General features: G+C 74.1%; 18 protein-coding genes. 15 read left to right on the top strand and 3 right to left on the bottom strand.

Annotated elements, in window-relative coordinates; all coding sequences use genetic code 11:
- Window positions 1–34 precede the first annotated feature (34 nt).
- The 5 genes from gatC to FB586_RS18080 all read left to right on the top strand — a co-directional run bounded on the left by gatC (window position 35) and on the right by FB586_RS18080 (window position 5,055).
- Entirely contained in the window at window positions 35–334 is a 300-nt protein-coding gene (gene gatC, locus FB586_RS18100) for an Asp-tRNA(Asn)/Glu-tRNA(Gln) amidotransferase subunit GatC (RefSeq protein ID WP_135971963.1), read from the top strand.
- Window positions 331–1,869 (top strand): Asp-tRNA(Asn)/Glu-tRNA(Gln) amidotransferase subunit GatA, encoded by a 1,539-nt coding sequence (gatA, locus tag FB586_RS18095; protein ID WP_136520718.1) that lies wholly within the window; start codon window positions 331–333, stop codon window positions 1,867–1,869. The genes gatC and gatA overlap by 4 nt, the downstream gene beginning before the upstream one ends.
- Window positions 1,869–3,380 (top strand): Asp-tRNA(Asn)/Glu-tRNA(Gln) amidotransferase subunit GatB, encoded by a 1,512-nt coding sequence (gatB, locus tag FB586_RS18090; protein WP_136520717.1) that lies wholly within the window; start codon window positions 1,869–1,871, stop codon window positions 3,378–3,380. The genes gatA and gatB overlap by 1 nt, the downstream gene beginning before the upstream one ends.
- A gap of 146 nt (window positions 3,381–3,526) precedes the next feature.
- A complete protein-coding gene (locus FB586_RS18085; RefSeq protein WP_136520716.1) occupies window positions 3,527–4,072 on the top strand; it encodes a GNAT family N-acetyltransferase in 546 nt (181 codons plus the stop codon).
- Between the two features lie 41 nt (window positions 4,073–4,113).
- The gene (locus tag FB586_RS18080) at window positions 4,114–5,055 is read left to right on the top strand and encodes a 2-hydroxyacid dehydrogenase (protein ID WP_136520715.1); all 942 of its coding nucleotides are present in this window, start codon (window positions 4,114–4,116) and stop codon (window positions 5,053–5,055) included.
- A 47-nt stretch (window positions 5,056–5,102) separates the two neighbouring features.
- On the opposite strand, the gene FB586_RS18075 is transcribed toward FB586_RS18080, so the two are convergent.
- Window positions 5,103–6,479: a cryptochrome/photolyase family protein gene (locus FB586_RS18075; protein WP_136520714.1), complete on the bottom strand. Its 1,377-nt coding sequence runs from the start codon at window positions 6,477–6,479 to the stop codon at window positions 5,103–5,105.
- 122 nt (window positions 6,480–6,601) lie between these two features.
- On the opposite strand from FB586_RS18075, the gene FB586_RS18070 reads away from it, so the two are divergent.
- A complete protein-coding gene (locus tag FB586_RS18070; protein WP_136520820.1) occupies window positions 6,602–8,143 on the top strand; it encodes a peptide MFS transporter in 1,542 nt (513 codons plus the stop codon).
- 19 nt (window positions 8,144–8,162) lie between these two features.
- Here the strand turns inward: FB586_RS18070 and FB586_RS18065 are convergent, their stop codons facing one another.
- Complete coding sequence (locus FB586_RS18065) at window positions 8,163–9,143, bottom strand: LacI family DNA-binding transcriptional regulator (protein WP_136520819.1); 981 nt, start codon at window positions 9,141–9,143, stop codon at window positions 8,163–8,165.
- A gap of 141 nt (window positions 9,144–9,284) precedes the next feature.
- On the opposite strand from FB586_RS18065, the gene FB586_RS18060 reads away from it, so the two are divergent.
- The 5 genes from FB586_RS18060 (at window position 9,285) to ilvD (FB586_RS18040) (ending at window position 16,890) form a co-directional block, all read left to right on the top strand.
- A complete protein-coding gene (locus FB586_RS18060; protein ID WP_136520713.1) occupies window positions 9,285–10,586 on the top strand; it encodes an ABC transporter substrate-binding protein in 1,302 nt (433 codons plus the stop codon).
- 5 nt (window positions 10,587–10,591) lie between these two features.
- Window positions 10,592–11,644 (top strand): carbohydrate ABC transporter permease, encoded by a 1,053-nt coding sequence (locus FB586_RS18055; protein ID WP_136520712.1) that lies wholly within the window; start codon window positions 10,592–10,594, stop codon window positions 11,642–11,644.
- Window positions 11,641–12,525 carry a carbohydrate ABC transporter permease gene (locus FB586_RS18050; RefSeq protein WP_136520711.1) on the top strand — a complete coding sequence of 295 codons (885 nt, stop codon included), beginning with the start codon at window positions 11,641–11,643 and terminating at the stop codon, window positions 12,523–12,525. The genes FB586_RS18055 and FB586_RS18050 overlap by 4 nt, the downstream gene beginning before the upstream one ends.
- A 107-nt stretch (window positions 12,526–12,632) precedes the next feature.
- Complete coding sequence (locus tag FB586_RS18045; RefSeq protein ID WP_370741099.1) at window positions 12,633–14,915, top strand: beta-xylosidase/alpha-l-arabinosidase; 2,283 nt, start codon at window positions 12,633–12,635, stop codon at window positions 14,913–14,915.
- Between the two features lie 112 nt (window positions 14,916–15,027).
- Entirely contained in the window at window positions 15,028–16,890 is a 1,863-nt protein-coding gene (gene ilvD, locus FB586_RS18040) for a dihydroxy-acid dehydratase (RefSeq protein WP_136520710.1), read from the top strand.
- A gap of 45 nt (window positions 16,891–16,935) precedes the next feature.
- Here ilvD (FB586_RS18040) and FB586_RS18035 read toward each other — a convergent pair whose 3' ends face one another.
- Window positions 16,936–19,374 (bottom strand): putative bifunctional diguanylate cyclase/phosphodiesterase, encoded by a 2,439-nt coding sequence (locus FB586_RS18035; protein WP_246036916.1) that lies wholly within the window; start codon window positions 19,372–19,374, stop codon window positions 16,936–16,938.
- A 169-nt stretch (window positions 19,375–19,543) separates the two neighbouring features.
- On the opposite strand from FB586_RS18035, the gene ilvD (FB586_RS18030) reads away from it, so the two are divergent.
- The 4 genes from ilvD (FB586_RS18030) to FB586_RS18015 all read left to right on the top strand — a co-directional run bounded on the left by ilvD (FB586_RS18030) (window position 19,544) and on the right by FB586_RS18015 (window position 25,808).
- Window positions 19,544–21,262 (top strand): dihydroxy-acid dehydratase, encoded by a 1,719-nt coding sequence (gene ilvD / locus FB586_RS18030; RefSeq protein ID WP_136520707.1) that lies wholly within the window; start codon window positions 19,544–19,546, stop codon window positions 21,260–21,262.
- Window positions 21,263–21,386: 124 nt separating this feature from the next.
- Complete coding sequence (locus FB586_RS18025) at window positions 21,387–22,703, top strand: amidohydrolase (RefSeq protein ID WP_136520705.1); 1,317 nt, start codon at window positions 21,387–21,389, stop codon at window positions 22,701–22,703.
- Window positions 22,700–23,839 carry a GNAT family N-acetyltransferase gene (locus FB586_RS18020; RefSeq protein WP_136520704.1) on the top strand — a complete coding sequence of 380 codons (1,140 nt, stop codon included), beginning with the start codon at window positions 22,700–22,702 and terminating at the stop codon, window positions 23,837–23,839. Before FB586_RS18025 ends, FB586_RS18020 begins: the two co-directional genes overlap by 4 nt.
- Before the next feature lie 118 nt (window positions 23,840–23,957).
- Window positions 23,958–25,808, top strand: coding sequence for a beta-ketoacyl synthase N-terminal-like domain-containing protein (locus FB586_RS18015; RefSeq protein WP_136520703.1), 1,851 nt, complete (start codon window positions 23,958–23,960; stop codon window positions 25,806–25,808).
- The last annotated feature ends 5 nt before the right edge of the window (window positions 25,809–25,813 follow it).

Genomic DNA, 25,813 nt, shown 5'->3' with positions numbered 1-25,813 from the left:
CACGCCGCGAGGGTAGACGTCTAGACTCTCCGGCATGTCCACCCTCTCCCGCGACGAGGTCGCGCGCGTCGCCGCGCTCGCCCGGATCGACCTGACGCCGGGCGAGCTCGACCGCCTCGCCGGCGAGCTCGACGTCATCGTCGAGTCGGTCGCCCGGGTGTCCGAGGTCGCGACGCCCGACGTGCCCGCCACCAGCCACCCGCTGCCGCTGACCAACGTGTTCCGTGCCGACGAGCCCGTCGCGCCGCTGGACCGCGACGAGGTCCTCGCCCAGGCGCCGGCCGCGCAGGACGGCAAGTTCCTGGTCCCGCAGATCCTGGGGGAGGAGGCATGAGCGCCGCGACCGGGGCGGACAGCCCCCTGACCCACATGCCCGCCTCCGAGCTGTCGCAGCGGCTCGGTGCGCGCGAGATCAGCAGCGTGGAGGTCACGCAGGCGCACCTCGACCGGATCGCCGCCGTCGAGCCGCAGGTGCACGCGTTCCTGCACGTGTCCGCGGACGAGGCGCTGGCCACCGCGGCCGACGTCGACGCCCGCCGCGGCGCCGGCGAGGAGCTGCACCCGCTGGCCGGCGTGCCGATCGCCGTCAAGGACGTCGTCGTCACGCGCGGCCTGCCCACCACCGCGGGCTCGCGGATCCTCGAGGGCTGGGTGCCCCCGTACGACGCGACGCTGGTCGAGAAGATCAAGGCGGCGGGCCTGCCGATCCTCGGCAAGACCAACATGGACGAGTTCGCCATGGGCTCCTCCACCGAGCACTCGGGCTACGGCAACACGCACAACCCGTGGGACCTGGACCGCATCCCCGGCGGCTCCGGCGGCGGCTCGGCGGCCGCGATCGCCGCGTACGAGGCGCCGCTCGCGATCGGCACCGACACCGGCGGCTCGATCCGCCAGCCCGCGGCCGTCACCGGCACGGTCGGCGTCAAGCCGACGTACGGGTCGGTCTCGCGCTACGGACTCATCGCGCTGGCCTCGTCGCTGGACCAGGCGGGGCCCTGCACGCGCAGCGTCATGGACGCGGCGCTGCTGCACGAGCTCATCGGCGGGCACGACCCGCGCGACGCGACGTCCCTGACCGACCCCGCGACGGGCTACGTCGCCGCGGCGAAGGAGGGCGTCTCGTCCGACCTGCGCGGGATGCGCGTCGGCGTCGTGCGCGAGCTGCAGGGCGAGGGCTACCAGCCGGGCGTGCTCGCACGGTTCGAGGAGTCGCTCGAGGCGCTGCGCAACGCGGGTGCCGAGATCGTCGAGGTGTCCTGCCCGCACTTCACGTACGCGCTCGCGGCGTACTACCTGATCCTCCCCGCGGAGGCGTCGAGCAACCTCGCGAAGTTCGACGGCATGCGCTTCGGCCTGCGCGTCGAGCCGTCGGAGGGGCCCGTGACCGCGGAGCGCGTCATGGCGGCCACGCGCGGCCAGGGCTTCGGCGACGAGGTCAAGCGCCGCATCATCCTGGGCACGTACGCGCTGTCGGCGGGCTACTACGACGCCTACTACGGGTCGGCGCAGAAGGTCCGCACGCTCATCCAGCGCGACTTCGCCGCCGCGTTCGAGCAGGCCGACGTCCTCGTCTCGCCCACGGCGCCGACCACGGCGTTCAAGCTCGGCGAGAAGCTCGACGACCCGCTCGCGATGTACCTCAACGACGTGGCCACCATCCCCGCGAACCTCGCGGGCGTGCCCGGCATGTCGCTGCCGAACGGCCTGTCGGACGACGGCCTGCCGGTCGGCTTCCAGATCCTCGCGCCCGCCCGCCAGGACGCCCGGCTGTACAAGGTCGGCGCGGCGCTCGAGGCGCTGCTGGAGTTCGGGTGGGAGGGGCCGCTGCTGCGCCGCGCGCCCGAGCTGACCGGAGGGGTCGCCTGATGAGCACGACGACGAGCGTCGACCTGGTCGACTACGACGACGCGGTGGCCCGGTTCGACCCGGTCATCGGCATCGAGGTGCACGTCGAGCTCGGCACCCGCACCAAGATGTTCGACGGCGCCGAGCAGTCGTTCGGCGAGCAGCCGAACACGCAGATCACGCCCGTCAGCCTCGGCCTGCCGGGTGCGCTGCCGGCGGTCAACGGCACGGCGGTGGAGTACGCGATCCGCATCGGTCTCGCGCTCAACTGCTCCATCGCGGAGTCCTGCCGGTTCGCGCGGAAGAACTACTTCTACCCGGACGTGCCGAAGAACTTCCAGACGTCGCAGTACGACGAGCCGATCGCGCACGACGGCTGGGTCGACGTCGAGCTCGAGGACGGGACGACGTTCCGCGTCGAGATCGAGCGCGCGCACATGGAGGAGGACGCCGGCAAGAACACCCACGTAGGCGGCTCGACGGGCCGCATCCACGGCGCCGAGTACTCCCTCGTGGACTACAACCGCGCGGGCGTGCCGCTCGTCGAGATCGTCACGCGCCCCATCACGGGCGCCGGCGAGCGTGCGCCCGAGGTGGCGCGCGCGTACGTGCAGACGCTGCGCGACCTGTTCCGCGCCCTCGGCGTGTCCGAGGCCCGCATGGAGCGCGGCAACGTGCGCGCGGACGTCAACGTGTCGCTGCGCCCGACGCCCGAGTCGGCGCTCGGCACGCGCACCGAGACGAAGAACGTCAACTCGTTCCGCTCCGTCGAGCGGGCCGTGCGCTACGAGATCAGCCGCCAGGCGGCCGTGCTCGACGGCGGCGGCACGGTGGTGCAGGAGACGCGGCACTGGCACGAGGACACGGGCAGCACGACGTCCGGCCGCGTGAAGTCGGACGCCGAGGACTACCGGTACTTCCCGGAGCCCGACCTCGTGCCGATCGTCCCCGACCCGGCGTGGGTCGAGGAGATCCGCGCCTCGCTGCCCGAGCTGCCGGCCGCCCGGCGCCGCCGCCTGCAGGGCGAGTGGGGCTACGCCGACGCCGAGATGCGCGACGTCGTCAACGCCGGCGCGGTCGAGCTCATCGAGGCCACGGTCGCCGCCGGTGCGTCGCCCGCCGCCGCCCGCAAGTGGTGGATGGGCGAGCTGGCGCGCACGGCCAAGCAGCAGGAGGTCGAGCTCGCCGAGCTGCCGATCACCCCGGCGCAGATCGGCGCGCTGCAGCAGCTCGTCGACTCCGGGCGCATCAACGACAAGCTGGCGCGCCAGGTGCTCGAGGGCGTGCTCGCGGGGGAGGGCGACCCCGAGCAGGTCGTCGTCGCGCGCGGGCTCGAGGTCGTCTCCGACGACGGCCCGCTGCTCGAGGCGATCGACGCCGCGCTCGCGGCCCAGCCCGACATCGCGGAGAAGATCCGCGGCGGCAACCTCGGGCCGGTCGGCGCCATCATCGGCGCCGTCATGAAGGCCACGCGCGGGCAGGCCGACGCCGGCCGCGTGCGCGAGCTCGTGCTCGAGCGCGTCCAGGGCTGACCCGCCCCGCGTCCGCGACGGCGCCGGCACCCCCGGGGTGCCGGCGCCGTCGCGCAACACCCGGGTCACACGGCCGTCCTACGATGACGCGACGGCTCGCCCGTCCCGGCGACGCCCGGACGGGTGCACGAGGTGCGGAGGTGCGCATGCAGAAGCCCACGTTGCAGGGCGAGATGATCGTCCTGCGGCCGGTCCGCGCCGACGACGCGGACGCCATGTGGGACATGCTCGCCGACCCCGAGGGCAACCGCCTGACCGGCACCACGCGCACGTTCACGCGCGAGGAGGTCGAGGCGTGGTGCGCGAGCCGCGAGACCGCCGAGGGGCGCTACGACTTCGCGGTGACGGCGAACGGCTCCGACGAGTACCGCGGCGAGATCGTGCTCAACGACGTCGACGAGGACGTGCGGTGCGCCGGTCTGCGGCTGTCCATGCGCCCGGCGTACCGGGGGCGCGGCTACGGCACCGAGGCGATCGAGCTCGTGCTGGGGTTCGCGTTCGAGGGCCTCGGCATGCACCGCGTCGAGCTCGAGGCGCTGAGCATCAACACGCGCGCGGTGTCGCTGTACGAGAACATCGGCTTCCGCGTCGAGGGGCGCCGCCGGGACGGCTACCGCGACGGCGACGGCTGGTGCGACGCGATCGTCATGTCGATGCTCGAGGACGAGTACCGCGCCCGGCAGCCCGCCTGACCGGGCGGACGCCGCCCCGACCGAAGGACCCGTACCGCACCGTGCTGACCGTCACCGTCCCCGACGACGACCTGCTCACGCGACTCGCCGACCTCGCCGCCGCGCACCCGGACGACCTGCGGCTCGTCCCGTGGGACGTCCGCTCGCCGCTGGACCCCGCGCTCGCGGCCGAGGTGGACCTCGTCGTCGTCCCGCACTACTTCGTCGCCCGCGAGGGCTTCGCGGTGCTGCACGACCTGCCGCGGCTGCGCTGGGTGCAGCTGCCCAGCGCGGGGTACGAGCACGCGCTGCCGCACCTGCCGGCCGGCGTGACGCTCCTCAACGGGCGCGGGGTCCACGACGCCGGCACCGCCGAGCTCGCCGTGGCGCTGACCCTCGCCGTGCAGCGGGACCTGCCCCGCGCGGTCCGGGCCATGGACGAGGGCCGGTGGGACAACCCGTTCGGCCCGTCCCTGGCCGACCGGCGGGTGCTGGTGGTGGGGCAGGGGTCCGTCGGCCGCGCGATCGGGGTGCGGTTCGCCCCCTTCGAGGTCGAGCTGGTGCGCGTCGCGCGGACCGCCCGCGACGACGCGGACGGGCACGTGCACGGCGTCGAGGAGCTGGGTGACCTGCTGCCCGACGCGGACGTCGTGGTGCTGGCGATCCCGCTGTCCCGGACGTCGTACCACCTGATCGACGCCGAGGCCCTGGGGCGCATGAAGGACGGGGCGGTGCTCGTCAACGTGGCCCGCGGCAAGGTCGTCGACACCGACGCGCTGCTCGCGGAGCTCACCGCCGGGCGGCTGCGCGCCGCGCTCGACGTCACCGACCCCGAGCCGCTGCCGGCCGACCACCCCCTGTGGCGCGCACCGAACGTGCTGGTCACGGCCCACCAGGGCGGCAACACCGACGCCACGTTCCCGCGCGTCGCGGCCCTGGTCCGGCGCCAGCTCGAGGCCCTGCTGGCGGGACGCGACCCGGACAACGAGGTAGCCCGCACCTGACGCCCACGCCGGGGCCACCGCCGCGCTCGACAAGACGGCGGGCGCGGTCAGGTGGTGCGGCGGGCGTGGTCGGCCAGGGCGACCCGGCGCTCGTGGGCGTGGTCGACCATCGGCGGCGGGTAGTCCGCCGGGGCGGCGAGGCCGAGCGTCCACGGCTCGTGCACGGCCGAGGTCGGCACGTCCCGCAGCTCCGGCACCCACCGGCGCACGTACCGCCCCTCGGGGTCGAACCTCCTGCCCTGGGTCACCGGGTTGAAGACGCGGAAGTACGGGGCCGCGTCCCGGCCGGTGCCGGCGACCCACTGCCAGTTCAGCTGGTTCTGCGGCACGTCCCCGTCGACCAGCCACGCCATGAAGTGCGCCGCGCCGCGCTGCCAGCGCACGTGCAGGTCCTTCACGAGGAACGACGCCGTCACCATGCGCATCCGGTTGTGCATCCACCCGATGGCGCGCAGCTGCCGCATGGCGGCGTCGACCACCGGGTAGCCGGTGCGGCCCTCGGCCCAGGCGGCGAACGCGGCGTCCGCCGCCGGCCCGTCCGCCCACGCGTCCTCCGGCACGACGGGACGGAGCGACTCCTGCGCCGCGGTGGGCACGTGCCACAGGACGTCGGCGTGGAACTCCCGCCACGCGAGCTCCGAGCGGTAGGTCGCGACCGAGTCGGCGAGCGGCGCACCCGCACCCCGGGCGGCCTCGGCGAGGTCCGCGAGCATCGTCCGCGGGTGGATCTCGCCGTACTTCAGGTGCGGCGACATGACGGACGTCGTGCCGAGGTCGGGGCGGTCGCGGTCCGTGCGGTACGTCTCCAGGTCCTCGCGCACGAACGCGTGCCACCGCGCGCGGGCCGCGGCCTCGCCGGCGGCGGGCAGCCGCACGTCGGTGGCGGGGGCGTCCGGGAGGCCGTCGCCGCGCACGTCCGCCCACGGCACGGACCGCGGACGTGGTGCCGGCGGTGCCCAGCCGTGGTCGAGCCACGCGTTCCGGAAGGGCGTGAACACGCGGTAGGGGTCCCCGGACCCGCTGCGGAGCAGGCCCGGCCCGACGGCGTACGGGGAGCCCGACGCGACGAGCGGGACCGGTCCGAGCGCCGCGGCCACGGCCGCGTCCCGGCGCCGCCCGTACGGCTCCGTCGCGGCGCTGACGTGGACGGCCGGTGCCCCGACCTCCCGGACGAGCGCCGGCACGACCTCCGCGGGTCTCCCGTGCCGCACGACGAGCCGGCCGCCGGTCGACGCGTCGAGCGCGCGCAGGCTGGCGGCGAGGTACGCCAGCCGCGGCGTGCCCGAGACGGCCCACAGCCGGGGGTCGACGACGAACAGGGGCACGACCTCGTCGCCGTCGGCGCGCGCCTGCTCGACCGCGGCGACGAGCGCGGGGTGGTCGGCGAGGCGCAGGTCGCGGCGGAACCACAGCACGGTCGGCACGCCGCACGCTAACCCGCCGCCTCCGGCGCGGCGCGGGCAGCGGCAGCGGGGGCACCGCCGGCGCCCCTGTGGCGCATCGCACGCGCCCGTACCGCGCGCACCGGGGGGTGGCCGGGGTGAGCATGGAGGTCATGAGCAACGCCGCCGACCTGCCCGTGCGCGCCACGCCGACGGAGGGTCGCACCTTCCTCGGTCACCCGGCCGGGCTGTTCACGCTGTTCGGCACCGAGCTGTGGGAGCGGTTCAGCTACTACGGCATGCGGGCGATCCTCTTCTACTACCTCACGGACACCGTCGAGAACGACGGGCTCGGCGTCGACGAGGCGACCGGGCTCGCGCTGGTCGCGGTCTACGGCTCGGCGGTGTACCTGCTCACCGTGATCGGCGGCTGGGTCGCCGACCGCATGATCGGTGCCCGCCGGTCGACGCTCTACGGCGGCGTCGTCATCGCCGCCGGGCACGTGTGCCTCGCGCTGCCCTCCGCCGCCACCGCCTACCTCGGCATCGTGCTGGTCGCGGTCGGCACCGGCCTGCTCAAGCCGAACGTGTCGAGCATGGTCGGCGACCTGTACCGGCGCGACGACCCCCGGCGCGACTCGGCGTTCTCGATCTTCTACATGGGCATCAACATCGGGTCGCTGGGCGCGCCGCTCGCCGTCGGGCTCGCGCGCAGCATCGGCGGCTACCACGCGGGGTTCGCCGTCGCCGCCGTCGGCATGGCGCTCGCGCTGGTCGCCTTCGTGGTCGGGCGCGGCCTGCTGCGGGGGGCGGGGGAGGAGCCGCCGAACCCGCTGACGCCGGCCGACCGTCCGGCGGTGGTGCGGATGGTCCTGCTGCTGGTGGCGGCCGTCGCGGCCGCGGTCGCGCTGGGCTGGCTCGTCACGACGCTCACGGACCGCGAGGAGGGCCCGCTCGACGTCGTCATCAACGGGCTGTCCTACCTCGCGTTCGCCGCCCCGGTCGCGATGTTTCTCGTGATGTTCCGGTCGCCGAAGGTCAACGCCGCGGAGCGCTCCCGGCTGACGGCGTACGTGCCGCTGTTCGTCGCCGCGACGCTGTTCTGGATGATCTTCGAGCAGGCCTCGAGCACGCTGTCCGAGTACGCGCGCGACCGGACGGACCTGCGGCTGCTCGGCACGACGATCTCCCCAGAGCTCTACCAGTCCGTCAACCCGGCGGCGATCATCGTCCTCGCGCCGGTGTTCGCGTGGTTGTGGCTGCGCACGGGGGACCGGCCGTCGACGGCGCTGAAGTTCGCGCTGGGCCTGGGGCTCGCGGCGCTGAGCTTCCTGTTCCTGGCCGGCGCGACCGCGGTGGTCGGGGACGCGAGGGCGCCGTGGTGGGTGCTCGTCGTCGTGTACGTCCTGCAGACGCTCGGCGAGCTGTGCCTGTCCCCGGTGGGTCTCGCGGCGACGACGCTGCTCGCGCCGCAGGCGTTCCGCGGTCAGGCGATGGCGCTGTGGTTCCTGGCGCCGGCCGCCGGCAACGCGATCACGGCGCAGCTCGTCGGGGCGACGCAGGACGTGCCGGTCGTGACGTACTTCGGCGGGATCGGCCTGGTCGCGCTCGTGCTCGCGGGCGTCATGGCCGCCCTCGCGCCGTGGGTGACGCGGCACGTCGCCGCGGGCGCGGAGAGCGACGAGGAGGTCGCGGCCCGGCGGTGACCGGGGCGCGGGCCCAGGGTCAGGCCCGCGGCGGCGCCGTGGTCGCCCGCACGACCAGCTCGGTGGGCAGGCGCAGGTGCGACTCGCGCTCGCGCCCGGCCACGAGGTCGACGAGCAGGCCCAGCGCGGCCGCGCCCATGCGCTGCAGCGGCTGGCTGATGGTCGTCAGCGGCGGCGTGGACAGGGCCGACTCGGGGACGTTGTCGAAGCCGATCACCGACAGGTCCCGGGGCACCTCGAGGCCGAGGTCGCGTGCGACCCGCAGCAGCACGATGGCCGACAGGTCGTTCGCCGCGAACACGGCCGTGGGGGCGTCGGCGCGGTCGAGCAGGTCCCGTGCGGGCTGGGCCGCGGTCTCCGGGCGGTACCCGCCGTTGAGGACGAGCGACTCGTCGACCGTGATGCCGGCCTGCGCCATCGCGTGCCGGAAGCCGCGCTCGCGCTCGCGGGCGGACTCGAGGTCGGGGCGGCCGCCGAGCAGGCCGATGCGCCGGTGGCCCAGGGAGAGGAGGTACTCCGTGGCCGCGACGGCCCCGGCGAAGCTGTCCGCGTCGACCGTCGGCAGGCCGGACGGGCCCGCGTGCGGGTCGACGGCGACGACGGGGATGCCGGGGACGGCCTCGACGACCGTCGGCGTGACGATGATGGCGCCGTCGATGAGCGTGCCCGACAGGCGCGAGAGGTACCGGCGCTCCCAGCCGACGTCCGCGTGCCCGCCGCCGCCGGAGTAGGCGAGCAGCTCGTACCCCGTGGCGGTGACGGCGCCCGAGGCGCCCTTGAGGAGCTCGGTGGAGAACGGCTCGAACTCGGCGACCAGGATGCCGAGGACGTTGGTGCGCGAGCTGCGCAGCGACCGCGCGCCGAGGCTCGCCTCGTAGCCCAGCTGGGCGATGACGCCCTGGACGCGTTCCAGGGTCGTCTGCGACACGCCGTACCGACCGTTGACCACCTTGGACACGGTGGCGACCGACACCCCGGCAGTTCGGGCGACGTCGGACATCTTCACGCGAGGAGCGAGGTCCACGACGGGGATCGTAGCCCAACCGTGTCGATAACGTTATCGACATCGATTGACACGACTTCTGGACGGCTGATTACCTAGCGGGCGTCCCTCCCTCTCAAGGACGACGAGGAGTTTCAGATGAAGAGGACGACCGCCCTCCGCGCCGTGGCGCTGGGCGCAGGACTCGCCATGCTCGTGACCGCCTGCTCCGGCGGTGCGGGTGGTGGCGGCGACGCCACCGGCGGCAGCGACGGCGACGTCACCCTCCAGTGGTGGCACAACTCGAACACCGGCGCCGGCAAGGACTACTACGACCAGGTCGCCGACCAGTTCGAGCAGGACCACCCGGGCGTGACGATCGAGGTCAGCGCCCTCCAGCACGAGGACATGCTGACCAAGCTCGACGCGGCCTTCCAGACCGGCGACACGCCGGACGTCTTCATGGAGCGTGGCGGCGGCGAGCTCGCCACCCACGTCGAGGCGGGCCTGGTGAAGGACATCACCGAGTCGGCGGCGGACACGATCGCCAACCTCGGCGGCTCCGTGAACGGCTGGACCCAGGACGACAAGGTCTACGCCCTGCCGTTCTCCCTCGGTGTCGTGGGCTTCTGGTACAACAAGGCGATCTTCGAGCAGGCCGGCGTCACCGAGACGCCGACCACGATGGACGAGCTCAACGCCCTCGTGGAGCAGCTCAAGGGCGCGGGCGTCGAGCCGATCTCGGTCGGCGCCGGCGACAAGTGGCCCGCCGCGCACTACTGGTACTACTTCGCGATGCGGCAGTGCTCGCAGGACGTCCTCGCGGACGCGGTGACCTCGCTCGACTTCTCCGACCCGTGCTTCCTCAAGGCGGGCGAGGACCTCGAGGCGTTCGTCGCGACGAACCCGTTCAACACCGGCTTCCTCGCCACCCCGGCGCAGTCCGGCCCGACGTCCGCGTCCGGCCTGCTCGCCACCGGCAAGGTCGCGATGGAGCTCGCCGGCCACTGGGAGCCCGGCGTCATGCAGGGCCTCACGGAGGACGAGCAGGGTCTCGGCGAGAACACCGGCTGGTTCCCCTTCCCGGCGGTCGACGGCGGCCAGGGTGAGCCGACGGCTCAGCTCGGCGGCGGCGACGCCTGGGCCTGCGCGCAGGACGCGCCGGACGTCTGCGTCGACTTCATCGAGTACCTGCTGTCCGACGAGGTCCAGAAGGGCTTCGCCGAGCTCGACATGGGCCTGCCGACGAACCGCTCCGCGAGCGCCTTCGTCGCCGACCCGGCCCTCGCCGGTCTCCTCGCCGTCCGTAACGACGCGCCGTACATCCAGCTCTACCTGGACACGGCGTTCGGCGAGAACATCGGTGGCGCCATGAACGACGCGATCGTCAACATCTTCGCGGGCCAGGGCTCCGCGCAGGACGTCGTCGACGCCATGACGGCTGCAGCCGCGAACGAGTGAGCGACGTGGCCAGCGACCTGACCCCCCGTACGCAGGGGACGGGACCCAGGGGCGCAGCCGCGGGAGCACGCACCGCCGCCGCCGGCCAGGCATCCGCCTGGCCGGCGGCGGCCGGTCCGCGCGACCCGGACGCCCGACCCCGTTCGCGCCGTCAGTGGCGCCAGCGGCTCGAGATCGCCTTCTTCGTCACCCCGGCGCTCGTGCTGTTCGCGGTGTTCGTGGTCGTGCCGATCGTGCAGGCCGGCCGTTACTCGCTGTTCAAGTGGAACGGCCTGGGCCCGATGGACGACTTCGTCGGGTTCCAGAACTACGCGAACGCCCTCGGGGACGCGATCTTCCAGAGGGCCGTCACGAACAACCTCCTCATCGTGGTGCTGTCCATCGCGATCCAGCTGCCGATCGGCCTGGGCATCGCGCTGCTGCTCAACCGGAACTTCGCCGGCCGCACGGCGATGCGCGTCATCGTCTTCGTGCCCTACGTCATCGCCGAGGTCGTCGCCGGTGTCGTGTGGTTCCTGCTGCTGCAGCCGAACGGTCCGCTCGACGCGTTCCTCGACACGATCGGCCTGGGCTTCCTGACCCAGGTCTGGCTCGGTGACCCCGAGTTCGCCTTCTGGACGGTCATGGGCGTGCTGACGTGGAAGTACGTCGGCCTCGCGATCGTGCTGCTGCTGGCGGGCCTGCAGGGCGTGCCGGAGGAGCTCAACGAGGCCGCGCAGATCGACGGCGCCTCGTGGTGGCAGACGCAGCGCAAGATCACGATCCCGCTGCTCGGCCCGACCATCCGCACGTGGATCTTCCTGTCGATGATCGGCTCGCTGCAGCTGTTCGACATGGTCTGGATCCTCACCAAGGGCGGCCCGGCCAACGCGACGGTGACGATGGCGACGTACCTGATCAACCAGGGCACCGAGCGCAGCCAGTACGGCTACGCCTCGGCGGTCGCGGTGATCCTGTTCGCCATCTCGTTCATCCTCGCGATCCTCTACCAGACGTTCGTCCAGCGCGGTGACGCATCCGACACCAAGATCGTCCGGCGCAGGAAGGTGTCCCGATGACCACCGTCGCAGCCCCGCCCCGCGGCACGCGACCCCGGCCGGCCGCCGCCCGCGTGCGGGCCGCACGCCGCCGCGTCGGGCCGCTCGTCTACGTCGCCGCCGTGGTGGTCGCCCTCGCGACCCTCGCGCCCGTCGTCTACGCCCTCCTCAGCGGGTTCCGGTCGAACGCGCAGCTCGCCGCGACGCCGGTGAGCCTGCCGAACCCCTGGGTGATCGACAACTACATCAACGTGCTGACGTCGGACAGCTTCTGGCGGTACGCGCTGAACTCGTCGATCATCGCGCTCATCACCACCGGCGTCGTCGTGGTCTTCGGGGTCATGGCGGCCTACCCGCTGGCCCGGTACCGCTTCCAGGGCCGCGAGGGCCTGTACATGGTGTTCGTCCTCGGCCTGCTGTTCCCCGCCACCGTGGCGATCATCCCGCTGTTCCTGCAGATCCGTGAGCTCGGCCTGGTCAACACCTTCTGGGGCGTGGCGCTGCCGCAGGCGGCGTTCGCGCTGCCGATCACGGTCGTGATCCTGCGCCCGTTCCTCATGGCCCTGCCGCAGGAGCTGGAGGAGGCCGCGTCGATCGACGGCGCCTCGCGCATCGGCTTCTTCTGGCGGATCCTCGTGCCGCTGTCCGGCCCGGGCATGGTCACGGTCGGCGTGCTGGCGTTCGTCGGCTCGTGGAACGCGTACCTGCTGCCGCTGCTGATCCTCAACAACCCGGCGATGAAGACGCTGCCGCTGGGTGTCGCGGACTTCAACACGCAGTACGCGTCCGACACCGCGGGCGTGCTCGCGTTCACGTCGCTGGCGATGGTCCCCGCGCTCGTGTTCTTCCTCACGATGCAGAAGCGGATCGTCAACGGCCTCCAGGGCGCCGTCAAGGGCTAGTCCCGCTCGCGCCGCCACCACGCGGTGCCGCACCAACCAACGCCGGCGGGCGCACGCGTCACAGCGTGCGCCCGCCGTGCTTTCGCACCATCGAAGGAGTGGGATCCGTGACGGATCTGCAGGTGTCCGCCCAGGCGGCCACGAGCCGCACAGCGGAGGACCTCCTCGCGCAGATGACGCTCGAGGAGAAGCTCGCCCAGATCGTCGGCTTCTGGGAGAAGGAGGACGGCGAGGCCGTCGCGCCGCTGCAGGGCGAGTTCGAGACGCCCCGCGGGTACGACGAGGTCACGAAGAACGGCCTCGGCCACCTCACGCGCGTCTACGGCACCCGTCCGGTGGACGCCGACGACCAGGCCCGCCGCCTCTGGGCGCAGCAGCGCCGCCTCGTCACCGGCACACGTCTCGGCATCCCGGCGATCGTGCACGAGGAGTGCCTCACCGGGCTGTCGGCGTGGAAGGCCGCGACGTTCCCGACGCCGCTGGCGTGGGGCGCGTCGTTCGACGCCGAGCTCGTCGAGGAGATGGCCGCCCTCATCGGCGCGTCGATGCGGGACCTGGGGATCCACCAGGGACTGTCCCCGGTGCTCGACGTGATCCGCGACCCGCGCTGGGGCCGCGTCGACGAGTGCATCGCGGAGGACCCGTACCTCGTCGGCACGGTGGGCACGTCCTACGTGCGCGGTCTGCAGTCCACGGGTGTGCACGCCACGCTCAAGCACTTCATCGGCTACTCCGCGTCCCAGTCGGGCCGCAACTTCGGCCCGGTCCACGCGGGCCCGCGGGAGATCGCGGACGTCCTGCTGCCGCCGTTCGAGATGGCGGTGCTCGACGGCGAGGTCCGGTCGGTCATGTCGTCGTACAACGAGATCGACGGCGTGCCGGTGGCCGCCGACCCCGAGATCATCACGGGCATCCTGCGGGACCGCTGGGGCTTCGACGGGACCGTCGTCGCCGACTACTTCGGCGTCGCCTTCCTCCAGCTGCTGCACCACGTCGCGGGTGACCTCGGCGAGGCGGCGGGCCTGGCCCTGAAGGCCGGCGTCGACATCGAGCTGCCCACGGGCGACGCCTACCTCGACCCGCTGGCCGAGGCCGTGCGCTCGGGCAAGGTCGACGAGGCCCTCGTCGACCGGGCGGTCCTGCGGGTGCTGCGCCAGAAGGCCGAGCTCGGCCTGCTCGACGCGACGTTCGACGACGAGCCGCCGAGCGGCGTCGACCTCGACAGCCCGGAGCACCGCCGCGTGGCGGCGCGCCTCGCCGAGGAGTCGCTGGTCCTGCTGAGCAACGACGGGACGCTGCCGCTCGCGCAGCCGCGCCGCGTCGCCGTCGTCGGACCGAACGCGGACCGTCCGGAAGCCCTGTTCGGCTGCTACTCGTTCCTCAACCACGTGCTCGCGCAGCACCCCCAGGCGGAGGTCGGCCTCGAGATCCCCACGGTGCGCGAGGCGCTCGCGGCCGAGCTCGCCGGCGCCGAGGTCGTCGCGGTGCGCGGCTGCGCGGTCGACGACGAGGACAGGACCGGCTTCGACGAGGCCGTCGCGGCCGCGTCGTCCGCCGACGTCGCGGTGCTCGTCATGGGCGACCACGCCGGCCTGTTCGGCCGCGGCACGGTCGGCGAGGGCTGCGACCGGGACGACCTCGACCTGCCGGGCGTGCAGCGCGAGCTGGTCGAGGCCGTGGTCGCGACGGGCACGCCGGTCGTGCTCGTGCTGCTCACGGGCCGTCCGTACGTCGTGGACTGGGCGCTGGAGTGCTGCGCCGCGGTCGTGCAGGCGTTCTTCCCGGGGGAGGAGGGCGGCCGCGCGATCGCGGGCGTCCTCTCGGGCCGGGTCAACCCGTCGGGCCGTCTGCCCGTCAGCCTGCCGCGCTCGTCCGGCGCTCAGCCGTACTCGTACCTGCACCCGGCGCTCGGCGGCGACGGCGACGTGACGAACCTCAGCACGGTGCCGGTCCGGCCGTTCGGCTTCGGCCTGTCGTACACGTCGTTCACGCACTCGGACCTGACGGTCGACGCGGAGGCGGCGACCGGCGGGACGATCACGGCGCGCGTGCGCGTCACGAACACCGGTGACCGCGCCGGCGCCGACGTCGTGCAGCTGTACGCGCACGACGTGGTCGGCAGCGTCACCCGTCCCGTCGCCCAGCTCGTGGGCTACCGCCGGGTCGAGCTCGACGCCGGCGAGTCGGTCGAGGTCGAGCTCGTGGTCCCCACGACGCGCGTGGCGTTCACCGACCGGTCCGGGCGCCGCGTCGTGGAGCCCGGCGAGCTCGAGCTCTGGGTGGGCGCCTCGTGCGCGGACAAGGAGACCTCGGCGCGCACGACGCTCACGGGCGGCGTGCACGAGGTGACGACGGCCGACGCCCGCTGGACGACGACGACCGTGCGCTGAGGCGCGCGGACCACGAGGCGGACGCACGTCCGACCTCGGTCGATCCCGACGTAGTGTGACGGGGCCCCACCGGCAGGTGGGGCCCCGTCCGCCTTGAAGGAGCAGTGCCGCGATGAGCCGTCCCCTGCGCTCTCGTACCTCGACCCACGGTCGCAACATGGCCGGCGCCCGCGCGCTGTGGCGCGCGACGGGCATGACGAGCGAGGACTTCGGCAAGCCGATCGTCGCCATCGCGAACTCGTACACGCAGTTCGTCCCGGGGCACGTGCACCTCAAGGACATGGGCGACCTCGTCGCGTCGGCCGTGCGGGAGGCCGGCGGCGTCGCGAAGGAGTTCAACACGATCGCCGTCGACGACGGCATCGCGATGGGCCACGGCGGGATGCTCTACTCGCTGCCCAGCCGCGACCTCATCGCGGACTCGGTGGAGTACATGGTCAACGCGCACTGCGCGGACGCCCTGGTCTGCATCTCCAACTGCGACAAGATCACGCCGGGCATGCTCAACGCGGCGCTGCGGCTGAACATCCCGGTGGTCTTCGTGTCGGGCGGCCCCATGGAGGCCGGCAAGGCGGTCGTCGCGAACGGCGTCGCCCGCACCCCCCTGAACCTCATCAACGCGATCAACTACTCGGCCGACGACGCCGTGGACGACGAGGCGCTCGCGAAGGTCGAGGAGAACGCGTGCCCGACCTGCGGGTCGTGCTCGGGCATGTTCACCGCGAACTCGATGAACTGCCTGACCGAGGCGCTCGGCCTGTCGCTGCCCGGCAACGGCTCGACGCTGGCGACGCACAGCGCCCGCCGCGAGCTGTTCCTCGAGGCCGGCCGCACGATCGTCGACCTGGCCCGCCGGTACTACGAGGACGAGGACGACACGGCCGCGCCGCGCGGCATCGCCACGAGGGCCGCGTTCGCCAACGCGATGGCGCTGGACGTGGCGATGGGCGGCTCGACCAACACGGTGCTGCACGTGCTGGCCGCGGCGCAGGAGGCCGAGGTCGACTTCACGCTCGCGGACATCGACGCCATCAGCCGCCGGGTGCCGTGCCTGTCGAAGGTCGCGCCGAACCACCCGGACTTCCACATGGAGGACGTGCACCGCGCGGGCGGCATCCCCGCGCTCCTGGGCGAGCTCGACCGCGCCGGCCTGCTCGACCACGACGTCACGAGCGTGCACACCCCGACCCTGCGGGCGTGGCTGGACGACTGGGACGTGCGCGGCGGCAAGGCGACCGAGCGCGCCGTGCAGCTGTTCCACGCGGCCCCGGGCGGCGTGCGCACCACGCAGGCGTTCTCGACGTCGAACGTGTGGGAGTCCCTCGACACCGACGCCGCGAACGGCTGCATCCGCGACGTCGCCCACGCCTACACGGTCGAGGGCGGCCTGGCGGTGCTCCGTGGCAACCTCGCGGAGGACGGCGCCATCATCAAGACCGCCGGCATCGACCCCGACGTCTTCCACTTCGTGGGCCGGGCGCTGGTGTGCGAGTCGCAGGACGAGGCCGTCGACAAGATCCTCCGCAAGGAGGTCCAGCCCGGCCACGTCGTCGTCGTGCGGTACGAGGGCCCCGCGGGCGGCCCCGGCATGCAGGAGATGCTCTACCCGACGTCCTTCATCAAGGGGCGGGGCCTGGGCAAGGTCTGCGCGCTCATCACGGACGGCCGGTTCTCCGGCGGGTCGAGCGGCATCTCCGTCGGGCACGTCAGCCCCGAGGCGGCCGCGGGCGGCACGATCGGGCTCATCGAGGACGGCGACGAGATCGAGATCGACGTCGAGACGCGCCTGATCCGCGTGAACGTCCCCGACGAGGTCCTCGCCGAGCGGCGCGCCAAGATGGAGGCGTCGGAGAACCCCTGGCAGCCGCTGGACCGCGACCGCTACGTCTCGCCGGCGCTGCAGGCGTACGCCGCGATGGCGACGTCCGCCGACCGCGGGGCCGTGCGCGACGTGAGCCGCATCCGCCGCGCCTGACACGCACGACGCCCGGCCGGGTCCCCGGCCGGGCGTCGCGAGCGCCTAGACCCGGCGCGGCGTCCTGCCCGGGGCGCGGGGCTGCGGCACGGTCGACAGACGGTCGGGCCCGCCCAGCAGGGCGGTGATCTCCTCGCGCGGCGACGGGCGCCCGAACAGGTAGCCCTGGCCCTCCGGGCAGCCGAGCGCCCGCAGCGCCTCGGCCTCGTCGGCGGTCTCGATCTGCTCGGCGACGGCCGGCAGGTCGAGGCTCGCGCACAGGTCCACGATCGCGCTCGCGAGGGCGCGCCGACGGCGTCCCTCGTCGCCGGGCTCGGCGGCGAACCGGGTGAAGGCGCCGTCGATCTTGACGAGGTCGACCGGCAGGCGCTGCAGGTGGGCCAGCGACGAGTAGCCGGTGCCGAAGTCGTCGATCGCGACGCGCACGCCGTGCTCGCGCAGCCGCGACAGGTGGGTGACCACGTGCCCGGCGTCGGGGGCCTCGGCCGTGAGCAGCTCGGTCTCGGTGATCTCGAGCACGAGCGCCGGGCCGGGCAGGCCGGCGTCGGCCAGCGCACCGAGCACCTGGTCGACGATCTCGGGGCGGCGCAGCTGCCGGCCCGAGACGTTGACGTGCACCGCCACGCCGTGCGCCTCGAACCAGGGGCGCGCGTCGGCGCACGCGCGCCGCAGCACGTGCTCGCCGATCGGGACGATCAGGCCGGTCTCCTCCGCGACGGGGATGAAGGCGTCCGGCATGACGAGCCCGGCCGGCGACTGCCACCGCAGCAGCGCCTCGACGGACTGCACCCGCCCGCTGCCGAGCGACACGACTGGCTGGTAGTGCACGACGAGCTCGCCGCGCGCGACGGCGTGCTGCAGCCCCTCGGCGATGGTGGACCGGCGGTCGTGCGCGACGCGCATCCCGGGCTCGAACACGCACACCTGGTTCTTGCCCGCCGCCTTCGCCGCGTACAGCGCGAGGTCGGCGTCGCGCAGGATCTCCCGCGGGTCGAGGGAGGCGTCGACGACGCGGACGCCGACGCTCGACGTCACGCGCACCATGTGCCCGTCGACGAGGAACGGCTCGGCGAGCGCGTGCACGACGCGCCACGCGACGTCCTGCGCGTCCGCCTCGTCGGCCTCCTCCAGCACCACGGCGAACTCGTCGCCGCCCAGCCGCGCGAGGGTGTCGTCGTCGCCCACGACCCGGCGCAGGCGCCGGGCGACGCCCGCCAGCAGGTCGTCGCCCGCGTGGTGCCCGTGGTCGTCGTTGACGGTCTTGAACCCGTCCAGGTCGAGCATCAGGACCGCGCGCCGGTCCGCCCCCCGCCGACGCGGCGCCGAGAGCCGGTCGGTGAAGCGGGTGCGGTTCCCCAGCCCGGTCAGCGGGTCGTGCAGCGCCTGGTGGCTCAGCCGCAGCTGCAGCTCGCCCTGCTCGCGCAGCGCCTGCGAGAGCTCGGCGGCCTGCCGGTCGAGCTGGATGGCGCGCAGCTGCGCCGTGCTCGTGCCGACGACGAGCCGCGCGACGAGGAACGCGGTGAGCGCCGTGACGGTGAGCAGCGGCACCGCGAGGTCGGACCAGGCCATGGTCACGGAGCCGCCGACGTGGGAGGACAGCAGCAGCGTGGTGGGGCCGATGGACGCGGTGAGGAAGAAGATGACGCCGCGGGCGACCGTGAACGAGTGGTCCGGCGTGGCGTCGGGCGACGCGGCGACGACGCCGGGGTGCAGGGCGGCGGCGCCGAACAGCACGAACCACACGAGCCAGCCGGCGCTGCCGACGCTCTCCGCGAGCGACGTGTCGAGCAGGGAGATGCCCGGGGCGCCGTCGCCGGTCAGCGTCACGGTGTACACGACGTCGCCCACCATCGACGCGGCGACGCCCCAGCCGAGCAGCAGGTAGGCGCCGTTGTCGTTGCCGTACCGGAACCACAGCCGCGACACCATGAAGGCGACGCCGAGGCTCATCGCGAGCGACAGGACGGCGACGACCTGGCCCGGGCCGACCGGCACGCCCTCCCGGAGGACGCCGCGGAACACGAGCGACCAGTAGAGCAGCGCCGCCCCCGCGACCACGACGACCGCGTCCATGGTCGCCGTCTCGTGCCGGTCCCGCAGCGAGTTGCGGGGGAGCCGCGCGAGCCCGCCGGCCAGCAGCGGGTAGGCGACCATGTAGACGACGTCGTACCACCACGGGATCTGCGCGTCGTCCCCGCCGACGCGCACGTACCAGGTGGTCCACCCGAGGTCGCTCAGCGCCCACCACGTCACGCCGGCCGTCAGCCACCACCACGCCCGCACGGCGGGCCCGCGGTGCCGGCGCAGCCCGACGACCATGGCGGCGCACGACAGCACGGGCACCGCGTCCCACAGGATCTCGCCGGGCCAGCCGGGCAGGACGAGCACGACGCCCGTGAGCGCGAGGCCTGCGACGAGGAACCGCGGCCACGTGACGGCGGCGAGCAGCCGGTCGCGTCGCGACGGCGGCGCGTGCGCGGTCACAGGGCCTCCCGGTGGGCTCGGGGCACCCGCAGCGACGTGCGACCGGCACCAGTCCTCACACACCATCGGCAGGTCGGCCCGTCCTCGTAGGGATCGGCGGACGCAGGACCCGGTCGGCGCAGCGCGCCAGGCGGATGCCGAGCGGCCCGGCGCTGCCTACCCTCGGGTCATGACGACCACCCAGCCCGGGACGGCACCCGGCGTCGACATCAAGCCCCGATCCCGGCAGGTCACGGACGGCCTGGAGGCGACCGCCGCGCGCGGCATGCTGCGCGCCGTCGGCATGGGCGACGAGGACTTCGCGAAGCCGCAGGTGGGCGTGGCGAGCTCGTGGAACGAGATCACGCCGTGCAACCTCTCGCTGGACCGGCTCGCGAAGGCCGTGAAGGACGGCGTGCACGCCGGCGGCGGGTTCCCGATGGAGTTCGGCACCATCTCGGTGTCCGACGGCATCTCTATGGGCCACGAGGGGATGCACTACTCGCTGGTGAGCCGCGACCTCATCGCCGACTCGGTCGAGACCGTGATGATGGCCGAGCGGCTCGACGGGTCCGTCCTGCTGGCCGGCTGCGACAAGTCCCTGCCCGGGATGCTCATGGCGGCCGCGCGCCTGGACCTGGCGAGCGTCTTCCTCTACGCCGGGTCGATCATGCCGGGCTGGGTGAAGCTGTCCGACGGCACCGAGAAGGACGTGACGATCATCGACGCGTTCGAGGCCGTCGGCGCGTGCGCGCGCGGCCTCATGAGCCGCGAGGACGTCGAGCGCATCGAGCGCGCCATCTGCCCGGGCGAGGGCGCCTGCGGGGGCATGTACACGGCGAACACGATGGCGTCGGTCGCGGAGGCGATGGGCATGTCGCTGCCCGGCTCCGCCGCGCCGCCGAGCGCCGACCGCCGCCGCGACCAGTTCGCGCGCCGGTCGGGGGAGGCCGTCGTCGAGCTGCTGCGCCGCGGCATCACCGCGCGGCAGATCATGACGAAGGAGGCGTTCGAGAACGCGATCGCGGTCGTCATGGCCTTCGGCGGGTCGACGAACGCGGTGCTGCACCTGCTGGCGATCGCGCACGAGGCCGAGGTCGACCTCACCCTCGACGACTTCAGCCGCGTCGCGGCGCGCGTGCCGCACCTGGGGGACCTCAAGCCGTTCGGCCGCTACGTCATGAACGACGTGGACCGCATCGGCGGCGTCCCGGTCGTCATGAAGGCGCTGCTCGACGCGGGCCTGCTGCACGGCGACTGCCTGACCGTCACGGGCCGCACGGTCGCGGAGAACCTCGCCGACATCGCGCCGCCGGACCCGGACGGCAAGATCCTGCGGGCGCTCGACGACCCCATCCACCGCACGGGCGGCATCACGATCCTGTCGGGGTCGCTCGCCCCCGAGGGGGCCGTCGTGAAGTCGGCGGGCTTCGACTCCGACGTCTTCGAGGGCACGGCGCGCGTCTTCGAGCGCGAGCGGGCGGCGCTCGACGCGCTCGAGGACGGGACGATCCAGGCCGGTGACGTCGTCGTCATCCGCTACGAGGGGCCGAAGGGCGGCCCCGGCATGCGCGAGATGCTCGCGATCACGGGGGCGATCAAGGGCGCCGGCCTGGGCAAGGACGTCCTGCTCATCACCGACGGCCGGTTCTCCGGCGGCACCACGGGCCTGTGCGTCGGCCACATCGCGCCGGAGGCCGTCGACGCCGGGCCGATCGCGTTCGTCCGCGACGGCGACCGCATCCGCCTCGACGTCGCGCACGCGACCCTCGACCTGCTGGTGGACGAGGGCGAGCTGGCGGCCCGGCGGCAGGGCTGGCGGCCGATCCCGCCGCGGTACACGCGGGGCGTCCTCGGCAAGTACCAGAAGCTCGTGCAGTCGGCGTCGAAGGGGGCGGTCCTGGGCTGAGCCGCGGGCCGCCGCGCGGCGGCCGGGCGGGCGGAGCCCACCGCCGCCGCGCCGCCGGTGCTATACCTGTGCCGCCGCGCGGTGCCGCGCGGAGCCGCGCACCGAGACCAGGGGGCCTCGTCACGTGTCCACCGATGCCGCACGCCGTTATCTCGCCGACGTGGTCACGAACGCCGTGGCGCGACGGGCCCGCCCGACCGAACCCCGGCACGACGGCGCCCCGGCGCACGTGCGCGCCGCCGTCACCGCCACCGTCGAGGACGTCCTCGACGACCTGGTCGGGCTGGCCGACCGGCTGCACGCCCGGCCGGAGACCGCCTTCGCCGAGCACGCGTCCGTCGCCGCCGCGTGCGACGTCCTCGCGCGGCACGGCGTCACGGCGACGGTCGGCGCGCACGGTCTCGCGACCGCCTTCCGCGCCGAGGTCGGCACCGGGGGGCCGACGGTCGCCCTGCTCGCCGAGTACGACGCGCTGCCGGGTCTGGGGCACGCGTGCGGCCACAACCTCATCTGCGCGGCGGCGGTCGGTGCGTTCCTCGCCGCCGCGGCGCGCACCTCGGACGTCGGCGGGACCGTCGTGCTCCTGGGGACGCCCGGTGAGGAGGGCGGTGGGGGCAAGGAGCTGCTGGCGCGCGCGGGCGCGTTCGACGGCGTCGACGCCGTGCTCATGGTCCACCCCTCGGGCGTCGACCTGTCCCGGCACGTCTGGGCGGGCGCCCGGTCCGCCGCGGTGCGGTACCGGGGGGTCGCCGCGCACGCCGCCGCGACGCCCTTCCTCGGGCGCAACGCGCTCGACGCGGTGGTGCTCGCCTACCAGGGGCTCGCACAGCTGCGCCAGCACGTGCTCCCCGACGACCGGGTGCACCTGGTCATCACCGACGGGGGTGAGACACCGGGCGTCGTGCCCGCGGACACCCGCGCCCGGGTGGGCATCCGCTCGGGGTCGGTGGACGGGCTGCGCGAGCTGAGCGGACGCGTCGAGGCGGTGCTGCGCGCCGCGGCCGACGCCACCGGCACCGAGGTCGAGGTCACGTGGGACGAGCGGCCCGCGTACCTGCCGATGCGCAACAACGTCCCGCTGGCGGACAGGTTCGCCCTCCACCTGGAGGCGCAGGGCCGGGTGCTCCTCGAGCCCGGGGCCCTGCCCTCCGGGCTGGCCGCGTCGACCGACCTCGGCAACGTCAGCGTCCGGGTCCCGGCGATCCAGCCGCTCGTGGCCACCAGCCCGCCGCACGTGACGGTCCACACGGCGGAGTTCGCGCGCTGGACCACCGGGGAGCGCGCCGCGGCCGCCGTCCGGGACTCCGCGGCGGCGCTCGCGCTGACGGCCGTCGACGTCCTGGCCGACCCGGACCTGCTCGCCGACGTGCGGGCGGCCTTCGCGGCGCAGGGCGGGCCGTCCCGCGCGGACGAGCTGCTCGACGGCGGGGCGCCGGCGTGAGCGTGCAGGTCGACGTCCGCGACGTCGCGGAGGTCGACGGCGCGGCCGGGTGGTCGGTGCTCGCGCGGGACCACCTCTACTCGGACCTGCCGTGGCTGCGCGCCACCGCGACCGACCCGACCGGCACGGTCGGCTGCGCCCTCGCGCGCGACACCGCACCGCTCGCGGCGCTGCCGTTCGCGCAGGTCACGCGGGAGGGCAACGCGTTCTACCGCTGGCCGGACCTGCTCGCCGCCCGCGGCCTGCACGCCGCCGGGCAGCGGCTCCAGCTGGGCCCACGGCGCGGGTACCGCACCGCGGTGCTCACGGCGCCGGACGCGGACGGGGCACGGCTCGACGACGCCGTCGCCGCCCTCGTCACCACGCTCGCGCGCACCGCGCACGACGCCGGGCTGGACGGCCTCGTCGCGCCGTACGCGGACACGGCGACGGCGGTGCGGCTGCGCACGGTCGTGCCGGACGCGCTCGTGGTGCACGTGGCGACCGACGCCTGGGTGCCGTTGGTGGGGACCGGGGTCGAGGACCACCTGGAGCGCCTGGGCGGGCACCGCCGCCGCCGGCTGCGGCCGGAGGTGGCGGCCGCCGAGCGGTTGGCCGCCGACGTCGAGCGGCGCCCCCTCGCGGACGTCGTGGACGAGGTCGCGCCCCTGCTCGCACGCACCCAGGAGCGGTACGGGCACCCCGCCCCCGTCGGTCCGCTGACCGCGTCCCTGCGTGCGCAGGCCGCGGCGACGGGGGACCGGGCCGAGGCCCTCGTGCTGCGCCGCGACGGGCGCGCCGTCGGCTTCGTCTCGTTCTACGCCCAGGGCGACACGCTGTACCTGCGAGCCCTCGGCGTGGACCACGAGGCCACCGCGGGGGAGCCGGCGTACTTCGCGCTCGCGTTCCACTGGCCGGTGCGCCTGGCGTACGAGCGGGGCCTGCGCGCGGTGCACCTGGGGATCGAGTCGGCGGAGGCCAAGGTGCTGCGCGGCGCACGGCTGCGCCCCCTCTGGCTCGTCGACCTCGTCCCGGCGTCCGCGCGGCAGCGGTCCGCGGCCGTGCGGCACGGGGAACGGGTGCTCTCCGAGCTCGAGGCGTCGCGCGTGCTGGGGCACGCGGTCGACCGTGCGGACTGGGTGCCGGCGCTCGGGTGAGGTGTCACGACACGCCGTCCTCTGGGTGAGACATCCCCTTGACGCCTCCGGGCCCAGCCGGGAGGGTGCCCGCGGCGGCTCGGTCCGGGCGCGCCGACGAGAGGCAGGGGGCTGATCGATGGACGGCTGTCGTCCGCAGGGAACCGGTCGCGAGGGCGCCGGGCACGACGAGGCGTTCGACGACGGGGACGTCGCGATCGTGGCGATGCGGTGCCGGTTCCCCGGCGCCGACGACGTCGAGGAGCTGTGGGAGGTGCTCCGCGAGGGGCGCGAGACCATCTCGCACTTCACCCCGGAGGAGATGATCGCCGCGGGCGTCCCCGCCGAGCGGGTGGCCGACCCGAGCTACGTGCGCGCCAAGGGCGTCATCGACGAGGTCGAGCTGTTCGACCACGAGTTCTTCGGCTTCACACCGCTCGAGGCGGAGGTCACCGACCCCCAGCAGCGGCTGTTCCTCGAGTTCCTCTGGAAGGCGCTGGAGGAGGCGGGCTACGACACCGACCAGTACGACGGTCGCGTCGGCCTGTTCGCGGGCCAGGCGTTCAACACCTACCTGCTCAACAACCTGCGGCACGCGCGCGAGACGCACGTCAAGCAGTTCCACGGCATCGACCTGCTCGTCATGACCGACAAGGACTTCCTCACGACGCTCGCCGCGCACCACCTGGGCCTGCGCGGGCCCGTCATGACCGTCCAGACGGCGTGCTCGACATCGGTCGTCGCCGTCCACCAGGCGTGCCAGGCGCTGCTCAACCGGGAGTGCGACGTCGCGCTCGCGGGGGCGATCACGGTCTACTCGCCCCAGGTGAAGGGCTACGTCTACGAGCCGGGCAACCTCATCTCGCCCGACGGCCACATCCGCAGCTTCGACGCGGACGGGCGCGGGACCGTCTACAGCAGCGGGATGGGCGTGCTCGTCCTCAAGCGCCTCGCGGACGCCCTCGCCGACGGGGACACCGTCCGCGCGGTCGTCAAGGGCAGCGCGGTGACCAACGACGGCGGTCGCAAGTCGGTGTTCAAGGCGCCCAGCGTGGACGGCATCGCCGACGCCGCGGCGGCCGCCCTCGCCGTGAGCGGTGTGGACCCCCGCCGGATCCGCCTGCTGGAGGCCAACGGCTCGGGCACCCAGAACGGGGACCCCATCGAGGTGGAGGCGCTGACGCGCGCCTTCCGGGAGTTCACGCCCGACACGGGGTTCTGCGCGATCGGCTCGGTGAAGAGCAACGTCGGCCACCTCAACGTCGCGGCGGGCATGGCGGCGGTCATCAAGGCGGCGCTGTGCGTGGAGCGCGGCGAGGTCGTCCCGACGATCAACTTCGACCGGCCCAACCCGCACATCCGCTTCGACGAGAGCCCGTTCCGCGTGGCGCTCGCGCACGAGCCGTGGCCCGACGAGCCCGGACCGCGCCTGGCCGCGGTCAGCTCCTACGGCGTGGGCGGCACCAACGGCCACGTCGTCCTGCAGGGGCCGCCGGCGGCCGAGCCCTCGACGCCGTGGGCCGGCCCGCAGGTCCTCGTCCTGTCGGCCCGGACCCCCGCCGCGCTCGAGCGGATGCGCGAGCGGTTGGCCGACCACCTCGAGACGGAGGTCGACGACCAGGACGTCGCGGACGTCTGCTACACGCTGCAGGTCGGTCGGCGGCAGATGCAGCACCGCCTCGCCGTCACCGGCACGCAGGCGCGGGGCCTCGCGGACGCCCTGCGCTCCGCCGTGGCCGTGGGGCCCGTGACCGGTGCCCCCGCCGGCACCCGCCCGTGGGCGGCGCCGGGCGGCGGCCCGCTCGACGACGCCGCGGCCCGCGACCTGGCGGCCGCGTGGCTCGGGGGCGTGCCCGTCGACTGGGCCGCGCTGCACGCGGGGACACGGCGGCGCCGCGTCCCGCTGCCGACGTACGCGTTCGAGCCGGCGCGGCACTGGGTCGACATCCCGGTGGCCCCCGTCGCGCACGTGTACGACGCGGCCCTCTGACGCCG

It is taken from the genome of Cellulomonas telluris (genome assembly GCF_004886325.1).
GTDB classification, from domain to species: Bacteria; Actinomycetota; Actinomycetes; order Actinomycetales; family Cellulomonadaceae; genus Cellulomonas; species Cellulomonas telluris.
Note: the sequence above shows the minus strand (reverse complement) of the source record. Positions and strands in the feature narration are given on the sequence as shown.

Coding starts and splice junctions, on each gene's coding strand:
- FB586_RS18050 (WP_136520711.1), top strand. CDS start 11,641: ATGACCACCGTCGCAGCCCCGCCCCGCGGCACGCGACCCCGGCCGGCC.
- ilvD (WP_136520710.1), top strand. CDS start 15,028: ATGAGCCGTCCCCTGCGCTCTCGTACCTCGACCCACGGTCGCAACATG.
- FB586_RS18070 (WP_136520820.1), top strand. CDS start 6,602: ATGGAGGTCATGAGCAACGCCGCCGACCTGCCCGTGCGCGCCACGCCG.
- FB586_RS18085 (WP_136520716.1), top strand. CDS start 3,527: ATGCAGAAGCCCACGTTGCAGGGCGAGATGATCGTCCTGCGGCCGGTC.
- FB586_RS18060 (WP_136520713.1), top strand. CDS start 9,285: ATGAAGAGGACGACCGCCCTCCGCGCCGTGGCGCTGGGCGCAGGACTC.
- gatA (WP_136520718.1), top strand. CDS start 331: ATGAGCGCCGCGACCGGGGCGGACAGCCCCCTGACCCACATGCCCGCC.
- gatC (WP_135971963.1), top strand. CDS start 35: ATGTCCACCCTCTCCCGCGACGAGGTCGCGCGCGTCGCCGCGCTCGCC.
- ilvD (WP_136520707.1), top strand. CDS start 19,544: ATGACGACCACCCAGCCCGGGACGGCACCCGGCGTCGACATCAAGCCC.
- gatB (WP_136520717.1), top strand. CDS start 1,869: ATGAGCACGACGACGAGCGTCGACCTGGTCGACTACGACGACGCGGTG.
- FB586_RS18065 (WP_136520819.1), bottom strand. CDS start 9,143: ATGTCCGACGTCGCCCGAACTGCCGGGGTGTCGGTCGCCACCGTGTCC.
- FB586_RS18015 (WP_136520703.1), top strand. CDS start 23,958: ATGGACGGCTGTCGTCCGCAGGGAACCGGTCGCGAGGGCGCCGGGCAC.